Source organism: Rhizobium hidalgonense, assembly GCF_005862185.2.
GTDB lineage: Bacteria > Pseudomonadota > Alphaproteobacteria > Rhizobiales > Rhizobiaceae > Rhizobium > Rhizobium hidalgonense.
On record NZ_CP054027.1, the window covers coordinates 2,153,610 to 2,173,943 of the forward strand.

General features: G+C 61.2%; 21 protein-coding genes and 2 pseudogenes. 10 read left to right on the plus strand and 13 right to left on the minus strand.

Annotation, left to right across the window (positions count from 1 at the left end; genetic code table 11):
• Window position 1: 1 nt before the first annotated feature.
• Both FFM81_RS10275 and FFM81_RS10280 read right to left on the minus strand, forming a co-directional pair.
• Window positions 2–991 carry a heparan-alpha-glucosaminide N-acetyltransferase gene (locus FFM81_RS10275; protein WP_128399902.1) on the minus strand — a complete coding sequence of 330 codons (990 nt, stop codon included), beginning with the start codon at window positions 989–991 and terminating at the stop codon, window positions 2–4.
• Window positions 991–1,755 carry a DUF599 domain-containing protein gene (locus FFM81_RS10280; RefSeq protein ID WP_003572965.1) on the minus strand — a complete coding sequence of 255 codons (765 nt, stop codon included), beginning with the start codon at window positions 1,753–1,755 and terminating at the stop codon, window positions 991–993. Before FFM81_RS10280 ends, FFM81_RS10275 begins: the two co-directional genes overlap by 1 nt.
• A 193-nt stretch (window positions 1,756–1,948) precedes the next feature.
• Between FFM81_RS10280 and FFM81_RS10285 the strand changes: the two genes are divergently transcribed.
• Complete coding sequence (locus FFM81_RS10285) at window positions 1,949–3,352, plus strand: L-serine ammonia-lyase (RefSeq protein ID WP_138384260.1); 1,404 nt, start codon at window positions 1,949–1,951, stop codon at window positions 3,350–3,352.
• Between the two features lie 182 nt (window positions 3,353–3,534).
• Complete coding sequence (locus FFM81_RS10290; RefSeq protein WP_003579422.1) at window positions 3,535–3,972, plus strand: DUF1489 family protein; 438 nt, start codon at window positions 3,535–3,537, stop codon at window positions 3,970–3,972.
• 101 nt (window positions 3,973–4,073) lie between these two features.
• Here the strand turns inward: FFM81_RS10290 and FFM81_RS10295 are convergent, their stop codons facing one another.
• From FFM81_RS10295 to FFM81_RS10320, 7 genes and pseudogenes are all read right to left on the minus strand, one after another.
• Window positions 4,074–4,349, minus strand: a complete 276-nt coding sequence (locus tag FFM81_RS10295; protein WP_003572970.1) for a hypothetical protein — start codon at window positions 4,347–4,349, stop codon at window positions 4,074–4,076.
• A gap of 113 nt (window positions 4,350–4,462) precedes the next feature.
• Entirely contained in the window at window positions 4,463–6,034 is a 1,572-nt protein-coding gene (locus FFM81_RS10300) for a D-alanyl-D-alanine carboxypeptidase (RefSeq protein WP_138384261.1), read from the minus strand.
• A gap of 136 nt (window positions 6,035–6,170) precedes the next feature.
• Window positions 6,171–6,957 (minus strand): annotated as a pseudogene (locus tag FFM81_RS10305) (hypothetical protein).
• A 218-nt stretch (window positions 6,958–7,175) separates the two neighbouring features.
• On the minus strand, window positions 7,176–7,781 hold the full coding sequence (locus tag FFM81_RS10310) for a transglutaminase-like cysteine peptidase (protein WP_025416227.1): 606 nt from the start codon (window positions 7,779–7,781) through the stop codon (window positions 7,176–7,178).
• 365 nt (window positions 7,782–8,146) lie between these two features.
• Window positions 8,147–8,320: pseudogene (locus FFM81_RS32680) on the minus strand (prolyl aminopeptidase); the annotation flags it as partial.
• A gap of 315 nt (window positions 8,321–8,635) precedes the next feature.
• A complete protein-coding gene (locus FFM81_RS10315; protein WP_003572978.1) occupies window positions 8,636–9,247 on the minus strand; it encodes a PilZ domain-containing protein in 612 nt (203 codons plus the stop codon).
• 123 nt (window positions 9,248–9,370) lie between these two features.
• The gene (locus FFM81_RS10320; protein ID WP_003572980.1) at window positions 9,371–9,988 is read right to left on the minus strand and encodes a PAS domain-containing protein; all 618 of its coding nucleotides are present in this window, start codon (window positions 9,986–9,988) and stop codon (window positions 9,371–9,373) included.
• A gap of 293 nt (window positions 9,989–10,281) precedes the next feature.
• Here FFM81_RS10320 and FFM81_RS10325 point away from each other — a divergent pair, with 293 nt between their 5' ends.
• Both FFM81_RS10325 and FFM81_RS10330 read left to right on the plus strand, forming a co-directional pair.
• A complete protein-coding gene (locus tag FFM81_RS10325; protein WP_128399900.1) occupies window positions 10,282–11,073 on the plus strand; it encodes a rhomboid family intramembrane serine protease in 792 nt (263 codons plus the stop codon).
• 91 nt (window positions 11,074–11,164) lie between these two features.
• Window positions 11,165–11,599: a CBS domain-containing protein gene (locus tag FFM81_RS10330; RefSeq protein ID WP_138384262.1), complete on the plus strand. Its 435-nt coding sequence runs from the start codon at window positions 11,165–11,167 to the stop codon at window positions 11,597–11,599.
• Between the two features lie 66 nt (window positions 11,600–11,665).
• Here the strand turns inward: FFM81_RS10330 and FFM81_RS10335 are convergent, their stop codons facing one another.
• The 3 genes from FFM81_RS10335 to folE all read right to left on the minus strand — a co-directional run bounded on the left by FFM81_RS10335 (window position 11,666) and on the right by folE (window position 13,849).
• Window positions 11,666–12,628, minus strand: a complete 963-nt coding sequence (locus FFM81_RS10335) for a patatin-like phospholipase family protein (RefSeq protein ID WP_138384263.1) — start codon at window positions 12,626–12,628, stop codon at window positions 11,666–11,668.
• A 128-nt stretch (window positions 12,629–12,756) separates the two neighbouring features.
• The gene (hisI, locus tag FFM81_RS10340; protein ID WP_003572988.1) at window positions 12,757–13,209 is read right to left on the minus strand and encodes a phosphoribosyl-AMP cyclohydrolase; all 453 of its coding nucleotides are present in this window, start codon (window positions 13,207–13,209) and stop codon (window positions 12,757–12,759) included.
• 25 nt (window positions 13,210–13,234) lie between these two features.
• A complete protein-coding gene (gene folE, locus FFM81_RS10345) occupies window positions 13,235–13,849 on the minus strand; it encodes a GTP cyclohydrolase I FolE (protein ID WP_138384264.1) in 615 nt (204 codons plus the stop codon).
• A gap of 310 nt (window positions 13,850–14,159) precedes the next feature.
• On the opposite strand from folE, the gene FFM81_RS10350 reads away from it, so the two are divergent.
• The 4 genes from FFM81_RS10350 to thrS all read left to right on the plus strand — a co-directional run bounded on the left by FFM81_RS10350 (window position 14,160) and on the right by thrS (window position 17,683).
• A complete protein-coding gene (locus FFM81_RS10350; protein WP_138384265.1) occupies window positions 14,160–14,606 on the plus strand; it encodes an iron-sulfur cluster assembly scaffold protein in 447 nt (148 codons plus the stop codon).
• A 5-nt stretch (window positions 14,607–14,611) separates the two neighbouring features.
• The gene (yidD, locus tag FFM81_RS10355; protein ID WP_138384266.1) at window positions 14,612–15,016 is read left to right on the plus strand and encodes a membrane protein insertion efficiency factor YidD; all 405 of its coding nucleotides are present in this window, start codon (window positions 14,612–14,614) and stop codon (window positions 15,014–15,016) included.
• Window positions 15,017–15,023: 7 nt separating this feature from the next.
• A complete protein-coding gene (locus tag FFM81_RS10360) occupies window positions 15,024–15,551 on the plus strand; it encodes a DUF1697 domain-containing protein (RefSeq protein WP_003572996.1) in 528 nt (175 codons plus the stop codon).
• Between the two features lie 122 nt (window positions 15,552–15,673).
• Window positions 15,674–17,683 carry a threonine--tRNA ligase gene (gene thrS / locus FFM81_RS10365; protein ID WP_138384267.1) on the plus strand — a complete coding sequence of 670 codons (2,010 nt, stop codon included), beginning with the start codon at window positions 15,674–15,676 and terminating at the stop codon, window positions 17,681–17,683.
• A 198-nt stretch (window positions 17,684–17,881) separates the two neighbouring features.
• Here thrS and FFM81_RS10370 read toward each other — a convergent pair whose 3' ends face one another.
• Window positions 17,882–18,982 (minus strand): hypothetical protein, encoded by a 1,101-nt coding sequence (locus FFM81_RS10370; protein ID WP_097533442.1) that lies wholly within the window; start codon window positions 18,980–18,982, stop codon window positions 17,882–17,884.
• Between the two features lie 113 nt (window positions 18,983–19,095).
• Between FFM81_RS10370 and FFM81_RS10375 the strand changes: the two genes are divergently transcribed.
• Together FFM81_RS10375 and FFM81_RS10380 are read left to right on the plus strand one after the other, a co-directional pair.
• Window positions 19,096–19,680, plus strand: coding sequence for a nitroreductase family protein (locus tag FFM81_RS10375; protein WP_128397518.1), 585 nt, complete (start codon window positions 19,096–19,098; stop codon window positions 19,678–19,680).
• Window positions 19,680–20,291 carry a flavin reductase family protein gene (locus FFM81_RS10380; protein ID WP_138384268.1) on the plus strand — a complete coding sequence of 204 codons (612 nt, stop codon included), beginning with the start codon at window positions 19,680–19,682 and terminating at the stop codon, window positions 20,289–20,291. The genes FFM81_RS10375 and FFM81_RS10380 overlap by 1 nt, the downstream gene beginning before the upstream one ends.
• Window positions 20,292–20,334: the final 43 nt, after the last annotated feature.

Genomic DNA, 20,334 nt, shown 5'->3' on the forward strand with positions numbered 1-20,334 from the left:
GTTATTCCGCCTCAGCGCTGCATTCGGCGGCGATCGTCTGGACCCGTTCATCCTTCTGTACGTCGATTTCGTTTGCCTGCAGCGGTTTCAATAGGCTTTGGCCCTGCAATTTCTCCAGTGTGCACTGGCAGAAGCTGCGGCAGAGGGCCTCGCCTTGCTGCATGACGCAGGTGGAGTTGCATTGCCTTAGGTAAGTTTCTGTTGGATCCGGCTGCGGCGGCGGGACAAGAAGGGAAAGCCCGTAGGCAATGCCGATCAGCACGGGCTGGTGAATGAGATAGAAGGCCAGGCTGTGGCGGCCGAGCCTTGCCGTCCACCAGGAGCCGGTGCCCAAGGCGGCAAGCCGCTGCGGCAGCCTCGTTCTGAGGGCGATCGAGGCGAGGCTCAGCCCGGCGAAGAAGGGCGTGGCCCAGGGAAACAGCGGCACGTAGTCGTTGGAGCGTTCCGGCGTCACGGCAAGGCCGATCCAGGCGAGGTATCTGGGATCGAAGAAGGATGAGCGCAGCAGGCCGGGTGGACCGAAATTATCGGTGATCCAGGCGGCAATGAGCACCATCGTGGCGATCAGCGTGATGGCGAGCGGGAACCTCAAAAAAACGACGCCAATCAGCGTCAGCACCGCGATGCAATGCAGGATGCCGAAATAGATCCACTCGTTCGGCATGGCGATGCGCGTGGCGATCGAGATGACGGCGGCGGCCGCGGCGATCATGCCGAAACGTTTCCAGAAGGAAGGCCAGCGGACCTCCGGCTTGCTCGAGAGCACCAGGCTGATGCCGACGATGAAGAGAAAGGTCGTGGCGATCGCCCTGGCATAGATCTTCAGCCAGCCGGTCTCGGCCGTGCCCGGCGCAAGATAACCCATGAACTCCATGTCCCAGCTGAAATGGTAGCTCGCCATGGCGATCAGCGCGACGCCGCGCGCCGTGTCCAATAGGCCGATGCGCGGCGGTCTTGCCGCCGCATCGGGTTCGATTGCCGGCAATGTCATCATAGTCCCTCGGGCAAATCACGTCCGTCGTTCGACGGCATGTCGCGGCGAATGGCGGAAAGGGTGAGTTTCGATGGCGGGCCGGCATCCATGATGGCCAGCCGCGCTTGCGAAAAGAATTGCCGCCGCGCCAGCACGAAGATGACGATCGCTGTCGTCAGCATGAAGACATAGGGGTTGATGAACCAGCCGAGATAGCCGATCGACAGGAAAATCGCCCTGAGGCCCTCGTTGAAATTGCTGCCGGCAATGACATTCATCCGGATGACGCGTTCGGCGGCACGCTCGGCGGCGATCATGTCGGCCTCGGCGTCGCGCAGCATCGGGATCGAGCCGAACAGGATCGTGCAATAGTTGAACAGCCGGTAGGACCAACCGAACTTGAAGAAGGCATAGCCGAAAAGCGCTGCCAGCCCGCCGACCTTCATCTCGAAGACGCCATGGCCGCCATGGAAGACGAAGGGCAGGTCGGCGAAGACGGCGTCGACCTTCTCCGTCGCCCCAAGCAAGGCGAAGCAACTGCCCAACGCGAAGATCGAAGTCGAAGCGAAGAAGGCGGTGCCGTTCTGCAGGCCTGCCATGATCTGCGTATCGATCATCTTCAGGTCGCGGCGCAGCGAATTGTAGATCCATTCCCGTCGCCGTTCGATCATCGCATGGGTGAGGCTGGTGCGTCCGAAGAAGGTGCGGCCATGCAGCAGCCAGGAATAGCCCGTCCAGACACAGGCAAAGAAGGCCAGAGCGATATAATCCGCCGTCGTCACAGTGATTCAGTCTCCGCATGAAGTGCGGCCACCTTACATATGCATTGAAATGCTGCAATGACTGGTAAGGTGGGCCTCATCGTTTTAATGTCCAGCCACAATGTCGCACCGGCTGCATGCGATGTCGGTGGCCCGCACGGATTGAAAACCGGCGTCGCTTAAGTTTGCATCCTCGTAATTAGAAGGCATATCCATGTTTCTCTCGGTATTCGATGTCTTCAAGATCGGTGTCGGGCCATCGAGCTCGCACACGATGGGTCCGATGTCGGCCGCCACCCGGTTTCTCCAGCTGATTCTGTCGGACGAATGGCCGCGCCCGTCCTCGGGCGCGCAGGTCGTGGCGATCAAGGTCAGCCTGCACGGTTCGCTCGCTCATACCGGTATCGGCCACGGCACGGGCAGGGCGGTCATCCTCGGACTGATGGGCGAGGCGCCCGATAGCGTCGATCCCGACAAAATGGACGGCATCGTCGATTCGGTGGAGCGCACCGGCCGTATCACCCCGGAGGGGCATCCCGCCTATCAGTTCCAGCCGAAGACCGACCTGATCTTCGACAAGAAACAGCCGCTGCCCGGCCATGCCAACGGCATGATCTTTTCCGCTTTCGATAGGGACGGCCGGCTGCTCGTCAAGCGCATGTATTATTCCGTCGGCGGCGGCTTCGTCGTCACCGACACCGAACTGGAGCAGATGCGGGCGAAGAAGAACGCCGCCGGCGGCACACGGGTGCCCTATCCCTTCTCGACCGCCAAACAGATGCTCGATATGGCGGAGCGCTCCGGGCTGTCGATCGCCCAGATGAAGCGGGCGAACGAGGAGAGCCAGCGCAGCCGCGAGGAACTCGACCAGGGGCTCGACCGCATCTGGGAGGCGATGCGCTCCTGCATCGAGCGCGGCCTCAAGGTCGAGGGCATCATGCCGGGCGGCCTCAACGTCAAGCGCCGCGCCCGCAGGATTCACGACAAGCTGGAGGAGGAGTGGCGCAGCAACCGCGTCAACCCGCTGCTCGCCAATGACTGGCTCTCCGTCTATGCGATGGCCGTCAATGAGGAGAATGCCGCCGGCGGGCGCGTCGTCACGGCGCCGACCAACGGGGCGGCCGGGGTCATTCCGGCAACGATCCGCTATTACGAGCATTTCCACGAGGACTGGGACCAGAACGGCATCCGCGATTATCTGCTGACGGCTGCGGCCATCGGCGGCATCATCAAGCACAATGCCTCGATCTCGGGCGCTGAGGTCGGCTGTCAGGGCGAAGTCGGCTCGGCGGCAGCGATGGCGGCGGCAGGCCTTGCTGCCGTGATGGGCGGCACGCCGGAGCAGATCGAGAACGCCGCCGAGATCGCGCTTGAACATCACCTCGGCATGACGTGCGACCCGGTCGCCGGCCTGGTGCAGGTTCCCTGCATCGAGCGTAATGCACTCGGTGCCGTCAAGGCGGTTACTGCTGCGTCACTCGCCGTGAAGGGCGACGGCCAGCATTTCGTGCCGCTCGATGCCTGTATCGAGACGATGCGCCAGACCGGCCACGATATGAGCGAGAAATACAAGGAAACGTCCACGGGCGGCCTTGCCGTCAACGTCGTCGAATGCTGAGTTTGTGGACGACTGAGTTAGAGTGGTCAGCGCTTCATGCCAGCGGAGAACCGCTCTAACCTTTTGTTTTCACGCAATTACCGGCAAACGCTTCGCGCTTTGCCTGGGAAAACCGCTTCACACTTTTTCTGGAATTGCTTTGAATGCTTGACGCCCGCCGCCAAAAGGATTTCAACGGCGGCATGGCATTGCATCTCATCAAACTCTGTGTCGGCGCCGACTCGATAGACGATCTGCGCGAATGGGTGGCGGAGCGCTCGCTCAGCGCCATCGCAGCCGGGCTCGAGCCACATTCGGTGCATACGACCCGCATGGTGCCGAAACGCATGGAGGAGTTGCTCGATGGCGGCTCGCTCTACTGGGTGATCAAGGGGCAGGTGCAGGCGCGGCAGAAGCTGCTCGGCATTGAGACCTTTACCGACGGCGAAGGCATTTCGCGATGCCGCCTGATGCTTGGCCCGGAGGTCATCGAGACGGCCGTGCAGCCGAAGCGCCCCTTTCAGGGCTGGCGTTATTACACTGAGGATGATGTGCCGCGCGACCTGATGAGCCTCGGCGCCGGCATCGTCGAAATGCCCGCGGACCTTCGCCGTGAGTTGACGGAACTTGGCCTTCTGTAGAGCGGTTCAACTTTTCAGGAGGCACAGAACCGCTTTCCACTTTTCCGGAATTTGCGCATCCGAAAATCAAAACCGATTTTCTATAGGCGGACGCCTGCCGCTCAGCGCAGGCGCAGTTGCACCGGCACACTGCCGTCCTGCGAGGTCACATGCAGATGGATGCGGGCTTCGGGTTGGGAATAGCGCCAGGCGCGGGCACCGTGGCAAAGCAGCAGATTGATGAGGTCTCTGGTCTTCGGAGACTTCGCCTTCGGCCGCGGCAGGCCGATCTCGGCCAAGCGCATCGCCGCCTCGTGCAACGGATGCAGCGAAGAGCGCCCCTTGGCCGTCATGCGGCGGTCTGAAGGCATTCCCGGAACATTCTCATTGATCGCCATTGTCTTCCTCGTACGCAATACTGATCGAGTTCAAGAACGATGGCCGGAAACGCAAACCCCGATTCCGGCCGTTACCGATGCCGCCGGCCATCTTGCTGGCAGCATCGAATAGCTCATTGGGCTGCCGCCCAGCACTTGATGCCGGCCTTCTTCAAGGCCTTGCAGGCATTGACCGCATCACGCTGGTCATCGAAACCGCCGAAGCGGGCGCGGTAAAGCTGGTCACCGCCAGCGGCATAGGCGACGGCGAAAGGCTTTGCCGAGGACAGCGCCTTGCCGCCCTTGCTCTTGGCGCTCTCCAGGAGATCCATGGCCATCTGGCGGCTCGGCGAAACGCCTACCTGCACGACCCAGCCGGTCGGGCCATTGTTACTTGAAGCGGCCGCCGTAGTTGGGGTGGTCGAAGCGGTGGTGACGTTGTCGACCGCCGTATCGCCCTGTTCCGGCCGCGTGGAAGCGGGTGCCGGCTTCGGCGCGGAGAGCGATGCCTGCTCCTTGAAGGTCGTGGTCTTGACCTTGGTCGGCGCCGGCATCGGTTGGGCGATCAGCGGATTGTCCGATTTCGGCTGAGCGGTCTCGGTATAGGCGACCTCGGTCTCGGCGACCTGATACCGGGCATCCGGCAACGGGCCTTTATGCGGCAGGCTAAGATCGGCAGCGGCTGCCGAAACCGGCGGCTGCGCTGCGGTGATCGTCTTTGCCACTTGCGGCTGGGCCTTCTGCGGCATGACCGGAGCCGGTGTTACGATCATCGCCGGGGCAGGGGCCGCCTGAGCGATCAGTGCCGACGATCCGCCGCGGCTCGATGCCTTCGGCAGATAGGTGGCGATCAGATTGCGCATCTGGGCATCACGGGCAGGCGTCGAGGCGCCGCCGAGGACGACGCCGACGATCGACTTGCCGTCCACCTGCACGGAGCTCACCAGATTGAAGCCGGCAGCGCGGGTATATCCGGTCTTGATGCCGTCGACGCCGCGCACCGAACCGACGAGGCGGTTGTGGCTGCGGATCGTGCGAGTGCCGAACTTGAAGGCGCGGGTGGAGAAATAGCCGTAATATTGCGGAAAATGCTGGCGGAGAGCGATGCCGAGACGGGCCTGATCGCGCGCCGTCGTCATCTGCGCCGTATTCGGCAGGCCGTTGGCGTTGCGATAGGTGGTGCGCGTCATGCCAAGCGCATGCGCCTTGGCGGTCATCAGTTGGGCGAAACGATCCTCGCTGCCGCCGCCGAGCATTTCGCCGAGCGCGGTTGCGGCATCATTGGCCGACAGGGTGACGAGGCCGAGAATGCCCTGCTCGACGGTGATCGTGCCGCCGGCGCGAACGCCGAGCTTGGTCGGCGCCTGGGCCGCGGCATGGGCGGAGAAGGGAACCGGCGTATCGAGACGGATACGACCTTGCTCCAGCGCCTCGAACGTCATGTAGATGGTCATCATCTTGGTCAGCGAGGCGGGGTATTGCAGCCGGTCGGCATTCTCGCTGTAGAGAACATTGCCGGTCTTGGCGTCGACGACGATGCCCGCATATTTCGAATTCGCCGCTTCCGCTTCGGCACTGACCGAATCGACCAGGACGACCGTGAGGGCCACCGAAAGGATCGCCATGAGCTTTGCAAAAAAGCTGCCGGATCGGGACGATGATACGGAGGAGACTGACCTTGACACTATTCCACTCTTCGCTTGCATTTCAGATATTTGGCATTCGGATATTGGGCGCCGGGACGGCACGCCTCCCGCAGCACAGCCCGTCTTTTGAATGTACCGATTGGGCGTTACCAATCCGTTTATGATGAATCGTTTATTTCTCTGTCCGGGAAGCATTTTAGGGACTTGTCGCAGAACGGTTCATAAGGCGCGCCTCCACAAAGGTGCGGATAGCGGCATCAATATGTTCCCAGTCGTTGAGATGGGTGCTTGAGAACCGGTAGAGAACGCTGAGATCCCTGCCGACCTTGATATCGCGCTGACAATCGCCGCTCGCCGCCATGTCCGGCACGGATGGCAAGATGCAGCGCACGACGTAATCCGGCCCACCCTTGACGGGTGCCGTCAGCAGCACTTCGTCGCCGTAACCCGCGTCGGCGCGAAGACGATGCAGCGTCAGGCCATCACGGAATGGCTCGGCCGGCCCTTCGAGCAGATGCGAATAGATCGGCTCCAGCCGCCCGGACATATCCCGCGACATGGTGCTCTGGGTGATCTGCAGGAAGATCAGGCCGGAGGATTGGGAGACATCGTCGAATCGCAGGCGGTTTTCCTTGCCGTAGCCCTGCATTTCAGGCCAGGCGAGATAGAGATCGACGCGCTCGGCCGCACCGTCATGCCTTTGGCTTGGGAAGCGGATGGCATTCTCGGGGAATTTCACGCTATCGCGGCCGATGGCCAGCGTAATTTCAGCCGTGCTGTCGGTGTTGCCAGCCAGCGAGATATGCCGGCCGAACCAGCGGCCGCCGATGCTGATGGCAACCGTCAACACCGCAAATACTGATATCACCGCCATTGTGCGGATGAGAAAGCCCATGGAAATAAGCGGCTGCTCGTCGGGTGCGCTGTGCGCGGCGTGGCTCATGGCGGGTGCTTCGTGTTTCGGTCCGCCGCAGGAGGAACATGAGCCGCCGGTGCCGATGATGAGTCTGATCGGCATGATCAGACCGGCACGGTTAATTATTCGCTAAGATTTCAGCTTTGGGGCGCGCGCGGACGAAAGCCTGTGCCAAAAAGGGCGAGCCGTCCCCGGGACAGCGGGAACGGCTCTTGGGCGCCGGTCGGGACGAAATGCGGGGATTGACCGGGCCGCAGGCTGCCGGCGTGAGCCGGCAGCCTGTTCTTACTTGACGCTACCGACCGCGACAGCGCGGCCGTCCTGGAGCTTCGACCAGCGGGCCGGATTGTCGGCGGACTGACGCTTCAGGTAGGTATATTCGGTATCCGACCACAGCAGGACCTTGTTGCGCATGTTGTCGAGAATGAAGTCGCCGTGGTCGGTGCGGATCGTCAGCACGGCATGGCCTTCGCCGTTCGGCTGCAGCACGACGGTGATCAGCGTGTCGGACGGCGAGAAGCCGTCTTCGATCAGCATCTTGCGCTTCAGCAGGGCATAATCCTCGCAGTCGCCGACAGTCGTGGGATAGGCCCAGCGTTCTTCGACGCCGTAAATCTGTTCATCCGTTTCCGGCTGGATCGTCGAATTGACGGTGTAATTGACCTTGAGGATTTCCTTCCAGCGATCCTCGGTAAGGATGGCCGGCCCGGCGTCGCCGCCGGCAAAGGCACATTCCGTCGGATTTGCCTTGCAGAATTCATAGTGTCCGATCGGCGGGCTGGCATTGCCGGCCAGGGCCATGCTGGCGGGCATCGCTTGTCCCGAACCCGACATTGCCATCATGAGGGCACCGGCCAGAAGGCCACCTTTCAGGATGTTTGCAGTTGTCATTGCCGTCTCCCCGTAAGTTGAGGCGACAATGACACGGACGTTTTTATCTCACGGAAAATTTCGCAATAGAATTAAAGGCTTAGTTGATTCAAATGCCGGCAAAACTTGACTAAAAACAAACTCGAATGCGCATAAAATTCGACGCGCATTTGTCTCGAAAGCGATTAAAATTGTAATATCCGCCACAAGGCTTTCGCCGGCGAAAAGCTTGCATTGCCGTCATGGCGTTAAGGATTTTCATTAAGCCGGGTAAAGGCCGATTACAGTCCGGCGGCGCGCAACGGGCCGGCAATGCCGCCGGAATAGGCCGATTCGACCCGCCCGAAAGCAGACTTTCGCTCGGATTTTAGTTTCCGGCGGCAAAATTATTTTTGATGGAGTGAGCGAAATCGATCGGTGGCGGAAGCGTTCGCGGCGCTCATATCGGGATTTGCGGTGGAATAAGCGGCATGCTGAGGAACCTACAGCTTGCTTTGCGGCCAAACGCCGGCGAGTTCCCAGACGGTGACCAGCGGCGCCTCGATATCGAACCGATCCTCAGGAGTTGCCGAAAACCAGCCGTGCCGCAGGCCCCCGATAGATCAAATTGCAGTCGCCTATGTCGAGCCGGCCATAATCACAGGGATCCGATTTCCGGATAGAGAGCTGACATCGTTCTGCCTGTCGCAGGTTGTTCCACTCATAATATCAATGGCTGAATGGTACGAACGACTTGCGACAGGATTTCGCTTCGGCTTTCCAAAGCCGGATTCGTTGCCGCCGGCAGATCTTGTGGCCCATGAAACCCAGGCTTTTCAACACGACCTGACCGGGTGCGCGCCCGGCAAGCGCATTCGCGGCACCGGCACGCAATCTCAGAGGAATTCGCGCAGCGTCTCGCGGGATTGGATCGACAGGAATTCGATCGCCACGCCTTCGACGAAATGGCGTACGACGCGGCCGCGCATATTGCCGAGCCGCACCGCAGTTCCGATCGAGGGACGCATCTCGACGTCGACGGCGGCGCCCGACAGCGACAGGTCCATGATACGGCAGGTATAACGTGTGCCGTCCTCGAGGGTCAGTTCGGTATTGGTGTCGCGTGGCGTCAGACGGTCATGACGGCGATCTTCCGGCAGGCCGAGTTCGTGTTTGTTGGCAAGCCAGGTGAGCTGGGCAGCGAGCTTCTCGCGCTTGCGTTCGGTGGCGTTGATCGACATGGTGAAGCCGCGGCCGTCGATCGCCTGGACATAACCTTCAACGCGGCCGAGATGGTCGATATAGGCGACGACCCGTTCGTTGGCGCGTGGCCGGCCGAGGCAGGTGACGTACATGTCGCCAGGCGACATGTCGATCACCATGCATTCGAACTCCTCGTAATTGGCCAGCATCAGCCGGCCCTGCATATTGATGGGCACTCGCTGAAAAACGCCCTGTTCAGGGCGCGGCGCAGGTCGTTGCGTCTGAGCTGGCTGGAACGAGTGCATCAAAGGGCTTCTTCACCAAATCTGAGAGTACGATCATTACCCGCAATCCATTAACAGAAGGTTGTCTTGCCTCATTCTCATATAGCCGAAAACGAGTATGTGCGATGTCCCGAAACGGGACTGTCAGCGCGCCTCTGCACTCGTCAGCAGCTGCGACACCATCCGGCGCATAACCTGCCCAAAACCGGCGCTTTTGCTGGCGACGATTTCGTTGATGGGGCGCAGCTCAGCGGGTGCGGTGCTGGCGAATTTTCCGGGCAGCAGACGGCTGCGGTCAAGAGCCAGGAATTCGAGCGGCACGATCTCCAGCCAGCTCGCAACCGCCGTGGGCGCGATCGCGCCGAGCAGCCGGTCGCAGGCGCCGCCCGGCGAGCGCAGCGGCATCATGATGATCTCGAAGGAGGCCTGGTGACCGACGGTGCTGTAGCCGGTCGCATTGAACAGGGCCGGCATGGCGTGGTCCATGACGCCCATCGCCGTTCGTTCGATGTCGGCATGCTGGCCGTTTGCCCAGAGTGAGGAGAAACGTGCGCCGCGCAGATCTCGCCCAAATAGATCGCAGATGCGGGTGCCGGCGAGACGGAAGCCGATGTCTCCTTGCTCGCGGGTCTCGAGGATGAACAGGCTTTGCAGCAGATGGGGTACGGCGGAGGGTTCGACCTGCGATTTCAGCGGCGCATCGGCTGCGCCGCGGATACGGTTCCAGTAGTCAAAAATTTCGATGGTCGTTTGCACACGCATTTTTCACCAACCTGTCCCATTCCGGATCATTTTCGGGCACTCATTGCCCCTACAGGCTCTACCTTGCGGATTTCATGCCAAGTCGCGGCGGTTAAGGTTAAGAAAGGGTTTCGGTTGAGAAGCGGTGCCTGTCGTGGCACTGTCCAGCCATCGCTTCGACTTTCGAAGTCCAGCACAACCTGCGGGATCCAGGTCTTTCCAGGAACTCCCGGTCATGCCGTCCGGCACTTCGGACGGCTTTTTTTTTGACAGGTGCTCCTGTATGGCTGTGGCCTCAACGAGGCGATATCGAAATGAATGAGCAGACGGCCGAGCCGCATAAGGCGCCCGAACCTCCCGAGGTGCAGCCGCCGGCAAAGCCGCCGCGCGTGCCGGTCTTCAACCTTCCGCCGGCGCTGTTCTTCAGCCTTTGTCTGCTTGTCGTCATTTATGCGGTGCAGGCGCTCGTGCTCTCCGACGATGCGCTGAGCTGGCTGTTCTTTACCTTCGGATTCGTGCCCGCCCGCTATATATTTCCGCTGTCGCAGCAGGGGCCGGAGCTGTTTTGGACGCCCGTCACCTATTCGCTCCTGCACGGCAGCGTCCAGCACATCGTCTTCAACGGCGTCTGGCTGATGGCCTTCGGCGCACCGGTGGTACGCCGCATCGGGACGCTGCGTTTCGTGCTCTTCTGGTTTTTCTCAGCGGTTGCCTCCGCCGCCCTGCACGCGGTCTTGAACTGGGGGGATGTGACGCTTTTGATCGGCGCGTCGGGCGTCATCTCCGGGCTGATGGGTGCTGCCTGCCGATTTGCATTTCCGGCCGAACGGCGGCCGATGCTGCCGGCCCATCTCAATGCCCGGCTTTCCATCGTCGAGGCGCTGCAGAGCCGGACCGTCGTCATCTTCATGCTGCTCTGGCTGGTCGGCAACGCCTTGATCGCCGTCGGCATTCCGCTCGTCGGCGACAGCGACCAGGCCATTGCCTGGGACGCCCATATCGGCGGTTTCGTCTTCGGTTTCCTGCTGTTTTCGCTGTTCGACCGGGCGCCGCGCCCAGCTGTGACGGAAGCCGCCGATACGGAGAAGGATCTGTTGCAATCCTGAGCCGGGCAGTGCACCATCGACCTATCCGCGCTGGGGGGAGAAACCGCCGCGGATGCCTGTGACAAGTGCTTCACGGACATAGGAGGTTCGAATGACCAGTTCAGTCAAAGCAATTCTCGACCTGAAGGGCAGGGACGTTTTCACCGCCGGGCCGAGCACCACCGTCGCCGAAGCGGCGGTCATCCTCAGCAAGAAGAAGATCGGCGCTATCGTTGTCGTCGGCATGGAGAACCGGATTTCGGGCATGTTCACCGAGCGCGATCTCGTGCATGCCATCGCCAAATACGGCAAGGACGGCCTCGACCAGACGCTCGCCCAGGTCATGACCGCCAAGGTCTACCGCTGCCATGAGGAGACGACCGTCAACGAGCTGATGGAACTAATGACCAGCCGCCGTTTCCGCCACGTGCCGGTGGAAAGCAACGGCAAGCTCGCCGGCATCATCTCGATCGGCGACGTGGTGAAATCGCGCATCGCCGAAGTCGAGCGCGAGGCCGAGGAGATCAAGGCCTATATCGCCGGCTGAGGTTTTCATCCTCGTTCGATTGACGCCGTTGCTGTAAAACGGCTACGAGCTTGCGGATGATGTCGATCAAGGGGAATTGGCGTAGACTTCCTGCATGCGCTTGATTTCGGGGAGTCTGGCTCTGGCTTCCTCGTAGCCGCGTTCGATTGCTTCGCCGGCCCGGTGGAATTCCGAAAGGCCGATATAACTCAAACGCGGCTGCAGCGAAATATCCGGCGGGTCGCCGGCAAGGCGGGCCCGGGCGATCCTGTCCTGGATGATATTGAAAGCCTGCACCATGACGCCGGTCATGCCGAGACGGGCATAGGGCGCCTCTTCCTGCTTCTGTACTTCCTGCGGCGTGAGGCTGGCATTGTGCCGGACGACGGCCGAGCGGCCATAAAGATCGTAATTGAGATTGACGGCGACGACGAGCGGCTGTTCGTAGGCGCGGCAGACGGAGACCGGGACGGGATTGACCAGTGCGCCGTCGACCAGCGTGCGGTGATTGCTGCGCACCGGCTCGAAAATGCCGGGCAGGGCATAGGAGGCGCGCAGCGCCGTAATCAGCGAACCATTGGCGATCCAGACCTCGTGGCCGGTATTGACCTCGGCGGCGACGGCGACGAAGGGCCGGTCGAGATCCTCGACGTTCAGGCCTTCGAGATGTTCCTGCATGCGCTTGGTCAGCCGCATGCCGCCGAACAGGCCGCTGCCGCCGATGGTGAGATCGAGCAGACTTGCGATGCGGCGCATCGTCAGCGAGCGGGCGAAAGTTTCGAGTTCATCGAGTTTGCCGGCGAGATAGCAGCCGCCGACCAGCGCGCCGATCGAGGTGCCGGCAATCATGCCGATCTCGATTTTGGCTTCGTCGAGGGCGCGCAGCACGCCGATATGGGCCCAGCCGCGGGCAGCGCCGCCACCGAGCGCCAGCGCGATCTTGATTTTCTTGACGGGTGCGGGAGGCGGGATCGTCTCGAGTGTGGTCGACATGCCGGAACCGGAGCCTTCGCCTTCAGAGCTTTGACGATGCAAGTTCCAGCTCAGCATGGCGCTCTCCCCTCCCAGCAGAACACATGGCTTCCGATAGTGTGCCCGATCAGTTTCCAAATGGTATATAGAGGCGACTTCTGGCGCAATAAGGAGCAGGTGCCAGGAAATTCCGGCTCTATTTGGGCCTATTTTCCGTAAACGTCCTGCGGATCGAAATGACGCTCGTCGTCGACGATATCGAGCATCGGTTTTCCATCCCGAAGCGTGATCGTCCGATAGAAGCAGGAGCGGCGGCCGGTGTGGCAGGTGGCGTCATGGCCGGCGACCTCGACTTTCAGCCAGATGGCGTCCTGGTCGCAATCGGTGCGAATTTCCTTCACCGTCTGGAGATTGCCCGAGGTCTCGCCCTTCTTCCAGATCTTGCCGCGCGATCGGCTGAAATAGTGAGCCGTGCCGGTCTGGATGGTCAGTGCCAATGCCTGGGCGTTCATATGCGCCACCATCAGCAACTCGCCGTCGCCGGCGTCGGTGACGATGGCGGTGATCAGGCCACGGTCGTCGAAACGCGGGGTGAAATCGCCGGCGTCTTCCAACGCCGACTTGTCCTCGGATGGTTGACTGAAGATCAATTGGCTCATCGCGGCCCTCCTGAGGGAGCCGGTATCAGCGGCTCCGCACCATGGTCATGAAACGGGCCTGATCGGCCGGCTCGGTCTTGAACGTTCCGGTAAAGGTGGTCGTCAACGTGGTCGAGCCCTGTTTCTGAACGCCGCGCATCGCCATGCACATATGTTCGGCCTCGATCATTACCGCGACACCGCGTGGGTTAAGCGTATCGTCGATGGCCCGGGCAATCTGCGCCGTCATCGTTTCCTGCGTCTGCAGGCGGCGGCCGTATATCTCGACGACGCGAGCAATCTTCGAGAGGCCGAGCACACGCCCGTCCGGCATGTAGGCGACGTGAGCCTTGCCGATGATCGGCACCATGTGGTGTTCGCAATGCGAGAAGAACGGAATGTCCTTGACGAGGACCATGTCGTCATAGCCGGCGACCTCTTCGAAGGTGCGGCCGAGCACGTCTTCCGGAGCCATGTCGTAACCGGAAAAAAGCTCGCGGTAGGATTTGACGACACGAGCGGGCGTTTCGATCAAGCCTTCGCGCGTCGGGTTGTCACCGGCCCAGCGCAGCAGGACGCGAACAGCTTCTTCCGCCTCCTGCTGGGAGGGACGATCGGAATCGCGGTTGGTCTGCGGAAAGTTCTTTACGATGGCGTCCATGAACAATGGTCTCCTGGTCCGCACCGCGGACCGATCTGTCGGAATCGCCACTGGTCAATCCCATGCGGGAATTCATGCACCTTTGGCAGGCTCCGGGGCTTTCGAGGCGCAATCAACGCCCCTCCGGCACGGTTTCCCAATCAAACTTACACGAGGCCATTGCATTTTAATGGCCTTCGAACGACATACATATAGGAATACGGCCATCGTATGTAAGTATCCTCAGATGACACGGTGTGTTTTTTGTTTCAATAACAATAACAGCCCTTATTGAGGCCGATCCGCAGCGATTTTGGAGCGGAAATCCAACATGGACGACATTTACAACAGCAAGATCCTCGAATTCGCCGGCAATATTCCGTTGACCGGCACATTGGCGGATGCCGATGCGAGCGCCCAGGCCTATTCGAAGCTTTGCGGCTCGAAGGTCAAGATCTGGCTGAAGATGGACGGCGATACCGTGACCGGGTTTGCCCATGACGTGAAGGCCTGCGCGCTCGGCCAGGCCTCCTCCTCGATCATGGCCCGCCATATCGTCGGCGCCACATCGGGCGAATTGCGCCAGGCCCGCCAGGACATGCTTGCCATGCTGAAGGCGGATGGGGCGGGGCCCGAGGGACGGTTCGAGGACATGCGCTATTTGCTGCCGGTGCGCGACTACAAGGCCCGCCATGCCTCGACGATGCTGACCTTCGATGCGGTCGTCGATGCGATCGGGCAGATCGAGGCGAAACGGGCGGAAATTGTCGAGGCGTAACTGAGATGTGCGAGTTCTGCGCCCTGCAGGCGGACGATGAGGATGACGGCGGCGCCGCCGGATCTGAAAAGCCGCGTGAAAAGGTCGCACACCGCTCCCGCAACTATACCGGCCCGTTCCGCAAGACCCCCGACCGCTTGCTCGGCATGGGTTTCATCCGCCTCTACCAACTGACGCTGTCCGGCTTTGTCGGCAATTCCTGCCGGCATATCCCGACCTGCTCCGAATATGGCTACGAGTCGATCGCCCGCCACGGGTTGTGGGCCGGCGGTTGGATGACGCTGTTTCGCGTCGGCCGCTGTGGCCCGGGCGGCTCCAGCGGCCTCGACCAGGTGCCGGAGATCCTCGGCGAAGACTTCCGCTGGTGGACCCCGTGGCGGTATTTCTCCCTCGGGCGCAGGAAAGGGTGAGCGCGCCATGAGCACTTTCATCGCCCTTCTGCACAGCATTGTCCTGACCCCCGACCGCCGTGTCATCATGGAGGATCTGCGCGCGCTCGCCAAAGATCTTGGTTATCGCGAACCGCGCACGTTGGTGTCCACAGGCAATCTCGTCTTCGAGGCCGATGAGATGCGGCCGCACGAACTCGAGGTCGCGTTGGAAGAGGGGTTCGAAGAGAAATTCGGCAAACATGTCGATATCATCGTGCGCAGCGACTGCACCTGGATGGCGCTTTGCGGCACCAATCCCTTCAGGGACGGCAGCGGCGACCAGGTCATCGTCCGGGTGATGCGCCTGCCGGTCGACCCGGAGAAGGTGGAGGCGCTGAAACCGCTGATGACGGAGGGACAGCGCATCGCCGTCGTCGGCGGCGATTTGTGGATCGATTTCGCCGGCAAGCCCAGCCAGTCCAAGCTGCTTTCGGCGCTGACCACCAAGCGGATAGGCATCGGCACGATGCGCAACTGGAACACCGTGTGCGGCCTCGCCCAAATGATCATGTAGGCCGGCAGCTTCTTTACTCCCGCGGCAAATCTGAGTATCAGGCGGCAGCGTTTCCAAACATCGGAGGCGCTTCCGTTTCAACCACCCGCATTCGTTGGCGGGACTGGACAAGGAGAATTTCGATGTCTGACGCCATTTCCCTGACATTTCCCGATGGTTCCGTGCGCAGCTTTCCAGCTGGCGCGACCGGTAAGGACGTCGCCGAATCCATTTCCAAGTCGCTCGCCAAGAGCGCGGTCGCCATTGCGCTTGACGGCGTCGTGCAGGACCTTTCCGATGCCATCAAAGATGGCACGATCGAGATCATCACCCGCAAGGACGGCCGCGCGCTGGAACTCATCCGCCATGACGCAGCACATGTCATGGCTGAAGCGGTGCAGGAACTTTGGCCCGGCACGCAGGTGACGATCGGCCCGGTCATCGAAAACGGCTTCTATTACGACTTCGCCAAGAACGAGCCCTTCACGCCCGACGATCTGCCGAAGATCGAAAAGAAGATGAAGGAGATCATTGCCCGCAATGCGCCCTTCACCAAGCAGGTCTGGTCGCGCGAGAAGGCCAAGGAAGTTTTTGCCGCCAAGGGCGAACAATACAAGGTCGAGCTCGTCGATGCGATTCCCGAAGGGCAAGATCTGAAGATCTATAATCAGGGCGAATGGTTCGACCTTTGCCGCGGCCCGCACATGGCCTCCACCGGCCAGGTGGGCACCGCCTTCAAGCTGATGAAGGTTGCCGGTGCGTATTGGCGTGGCGACAGCAACAACGCCATGCTCTCACGTATCTACGGCACGGCGTGGGCCGACCAGGCCGATCTCGACAACTATCTGCACATGCTGGCGGAAGCCGAGAAGCGCGACCACCGCAAGCTCGGCCGTGAAATGGACCTGTTCCATTTCCAGGAAGAAGGCCCGGGCGTCGTCTTCTGGCATGGCAAGGGCTGGCGCATCTTTCAGTCGCTCGTCTCCTATATGCGTCGCCGGCTCGCTGTCGATTATGAAGAAGTCAATGCGCCGCAGGTACTCGACACCGCGCTCTGGGAAACCTCGGGTCACTGGGGTTGGTATCAGGAAAACATGTTTGCTGTGAAATCGGCGCATGCGATGACTCATCCCGAAGACAAGGAAGCGGATAACCGCGTCTTTGCGCTGAAGCCGATGAACTGCCCCGGCCACGTGCAGATCTTCAAGCACGGGCTGAAGTCCTATCGAGAACTGCCGATCCGCCTCGCCGAATTCGGCCTGGTGCATCGCTATGAGCCTTCGGGCGCGCTGCACGGGTTGATGCGCGTGCGCGGTTTCACACAGGACGACGCGCACATTTTCTGCACGGACGAGCAGATGGCCGCCGAATGCCTGAAAATCAACGATCTGATCCTGTCGGTCTATGAAGACTTCGGCTTCAAGGAAATCGTCGTCAAGCTTTCAACCCGGCCGGAGAAGCGCGTCGGTTCCGACGCACTCTGGGACCGCGCGGAAGCCGTCATGACCGAGGTGCTGAAAACGATCGAGTCGCAATCCGAGGGCCGCATCAAGACCGGCATTCTGCCGGGCGAGGGCGCCTTCTACGGGCCGAAGTTCGAATATACGCTGAAGGATGCGATCGGACGCGAATGGCAGTGCGGGACGACACAGGTCGATTTCAATCTGCCGGAACGTTTCGGTGCCTTCTATATCGACAGCAACTCCGAAAAGACGCAGCCGGTGATGATCCATCGCGCCATCTGCGGCTCGATGGAACGCTTCCTCGGTATCCTGATCGAAAACTTCGCCGGCCATCTGCCGCTGTGGGTATCGCCGCTGCAGGTGGTGGTGGCCACGATCACCTCGGAAGCCGACGCCTACGGGCTCGAGGTGGCCGAGGCGCTGCGCGACGCCGGTCTCAACGTCGAGACCGATTTCCGCAACGAGAAGATCAACTACAAGGTCCGCGAGCACTCGGTCACCAAGGTTCCCGTGATCATCGTCTGCGGCCGGAAGGAAGCCGAGGAGCGCACGGTCAACATCCGCCGCCTCGGCAGCCAGGAGCAGGTTTCGATGGGGCTCGATGCAGCCGTCGACAGCCTGACCCTCGAAGCGACGCCGCCCGACATCCGTCGCAAGGCCGAAGCAAAGAAAGCCAAGGCGGCAGCCTGAAAATCGCCGCTATCCGACAGCGCCGGATCCGGCGCTGTCGGAAATCAATCGACAACCGCAATGTTGTTGCGACGACGGGAACTGGTGAGCCCGGGCGGCATTGAAGCGCTCCCGATCTGCGTCGTCAGGGGTTCCAGCCGTCTTATCAGCAACGGCGAAACGCACTTCTCCGAATAGACCGAAACCGCTGACACTAAATCAATCGAGGCTAGTGTCGTCTCCGCCCTGCGGCGCGAGCTGTTCGTAGGAGGGGAGCGGTGCCACCGGAGCCGGCTGGACGCCCGGCGGCGGCGGCGTTCCCACCGGCACCTGCTGCACCGTACGGGCCGCGTCATTCACCGGCGGCTGCGGCTGCTGGTCCTTCATCAGGACCTCGACATCGGTGTTCCTGCCGGCGACGACGGTGAAGTCGCGCTGGTAGATCTTGTCCTTGTTGCGGGCGACGGCGGAATAGCCGCCTTCGGCGAGGACCATAGTCGGGAAGGCGCTGACGCTCTCACCGACGCTGTCGCCGGCCGCCGTCAGGATCGACCATGCCGTGTCGGCGATCGCCTCGCCGCCGGCATCGGAGACCAGTTTGAAGGTGACCTGCGCGGCGCGATGCTGGATCGTCGCTTCGGTCAGCTTGCCGGCTTCGACCTGGATATCGGCGCGGATGACGGCGTTGACGCTGCCATATTCGGAAACGATGTGATAGGTGCCGGCATTGAGGCGGACGACCGTGTTCGGGGAGACATCTGCCACGACGAGGCCGCGCTCGCCGTCCTCGCGCACTTCCGAGGAATAGATCGAAAAACTCAACTGGTCGGGGCGGATGCGGGCATCCGTGCCGGAGACGGCATTGAGCAGCAGACCGCCGGCATCGAGCACCATCACCTGCTTGTCGACCGCGCCGTCGGCGGGAACGGTGAGTTTCTTGGTGACGCCGGCGCGGCCGAAGGAGACGTTGACGAAATAATCGCCGGGAGCGAGCTGAAAGGCGGCGGGTCCACCCTTGGCGCTGGCGATCAGCGGCAGCTTGCCGTCGGTTCCGGCGATCGGGCTGAAGACATACCAGGAGAGGCCTTCCTCGATCGGCGCGCCGTCCGTCGTCAGCTTGGCTTCCAGCGGCACGTCGCGCAGTTTCGCGCCTTCGGGCGCCGTGCCGGGCGCAATGAAGGCGTTGAGCTTCGGCATCTTCGACGTCGACTCAAGCTGTTTGAATTCCTTGAAAGCATTCTGCGCGCCGGCGCCATGGGGCATCAAGACCATCAGGGCGATGACAAGACCGATGCGTGCAAAAGGCGAAATGCCAAACATCTGTTTCGTGAACCGATTGACTTCTGAAATCGCAAAGGTCACTTCAAGACCAACGCGATGGCAAATTCAAGACCCACGCTTTGCAGCAGCATAAAAATGAGAGTTTCTCCCGCATGAAATCCGATATCAAACTGATCGACTACCTCGCCGTGCGCCGCTCCATCCCCGCTTTCCAGATGTGCGAGCCAGGTCCCGAAAAGGCCGAGATCGAGGAAATCCTGCGTCTTGCCTCGCGCGTCCCGGATCACGGCAAGATCGCGCCATGGCGCTTCATCGTCTATCGCGGACAGCACCGCGTCCACCTCGGCGAGGAGCTTCTGAAGCTGGCGCTCGAGGCAAAGCCCGAGCTTTCCGAGGAGATGATCCAGGTCGAGCGCGCCCGTTTCACCCGCGCGCCTGTTGTCGTCGCCGTCGTCAGCAAGGCGGGGCCGCATATCAAGATCCCGGAATGGGAGCAGATGATGTCTGCCGGCGCGCTTTGCCTCAACGTCATCCTGGCCGCCAATGCCAGCGGTTATGTCGCCAACTGGCTGACGGAATGGTTCGCCTATGACGAGCGCGCCTATCCGCTGCTCGGCGTCAGGCCTGATGAAAAGGTGGCGGGTTTCATCCATATCGGCTCGACGACATTTCCGGCAATCGAGCGGCCGCGGCCGGAGCTTGCCGATACCGTGACCTGGATCGGCGGAGAAGACTGATGTTCTACAGCACCGACAGCAACCGGCATGGGCTGGCGCATGATCCGTTCAAGGCGATCGTGTCGCCGCGCCCGATCGGCTGGATCGGCAGCAAGGGCAGGGACGGCTCGGTCAACTTGGCGCCCTATTCCTTCTTCAATGCCGTTTCCGACCGGCCGAAGCTGGTGATGTTTTCCTCCAGCGGCCGTAAGGACAGCCAGCGCAATGCGGGTGAAACCGGCGCCTTTACCTGCAGTTTCGTCAGCCGCAATCTCGCGGAGAAAATGAACCTTTCGTCGGCGACGCTCACTTATGGCGACAGTGAATTCGACTTCGCCGGCCTGACGCCGAAGCAGGCTGAATTGATCGACGCGCCCTATGTCGGCGAAGCCTTCGCGGTGCTCGAGTGCAAAGTGACAGAGATCATCGAACCGAAGACGCTGTCGGGTGAACTGTCCGAAAACGTCTTCGTCTTCGGCGAAGTGGTCGGCATTCACATCGACGAGACGATCGTCAGGGACGGACGCATCGACATGTCGCTTGCCCGCCCGGTCGCGCGCCTGGGCTATATGGATTACAGCGAAGCCAGCGAGGTCTTCGAAATGTTTCGGCCGAGGCCAAAGCAAGGTTGAGCCGAACGAGCAAGGCGTACAAAGGCTTAAGAAATATGGTGAA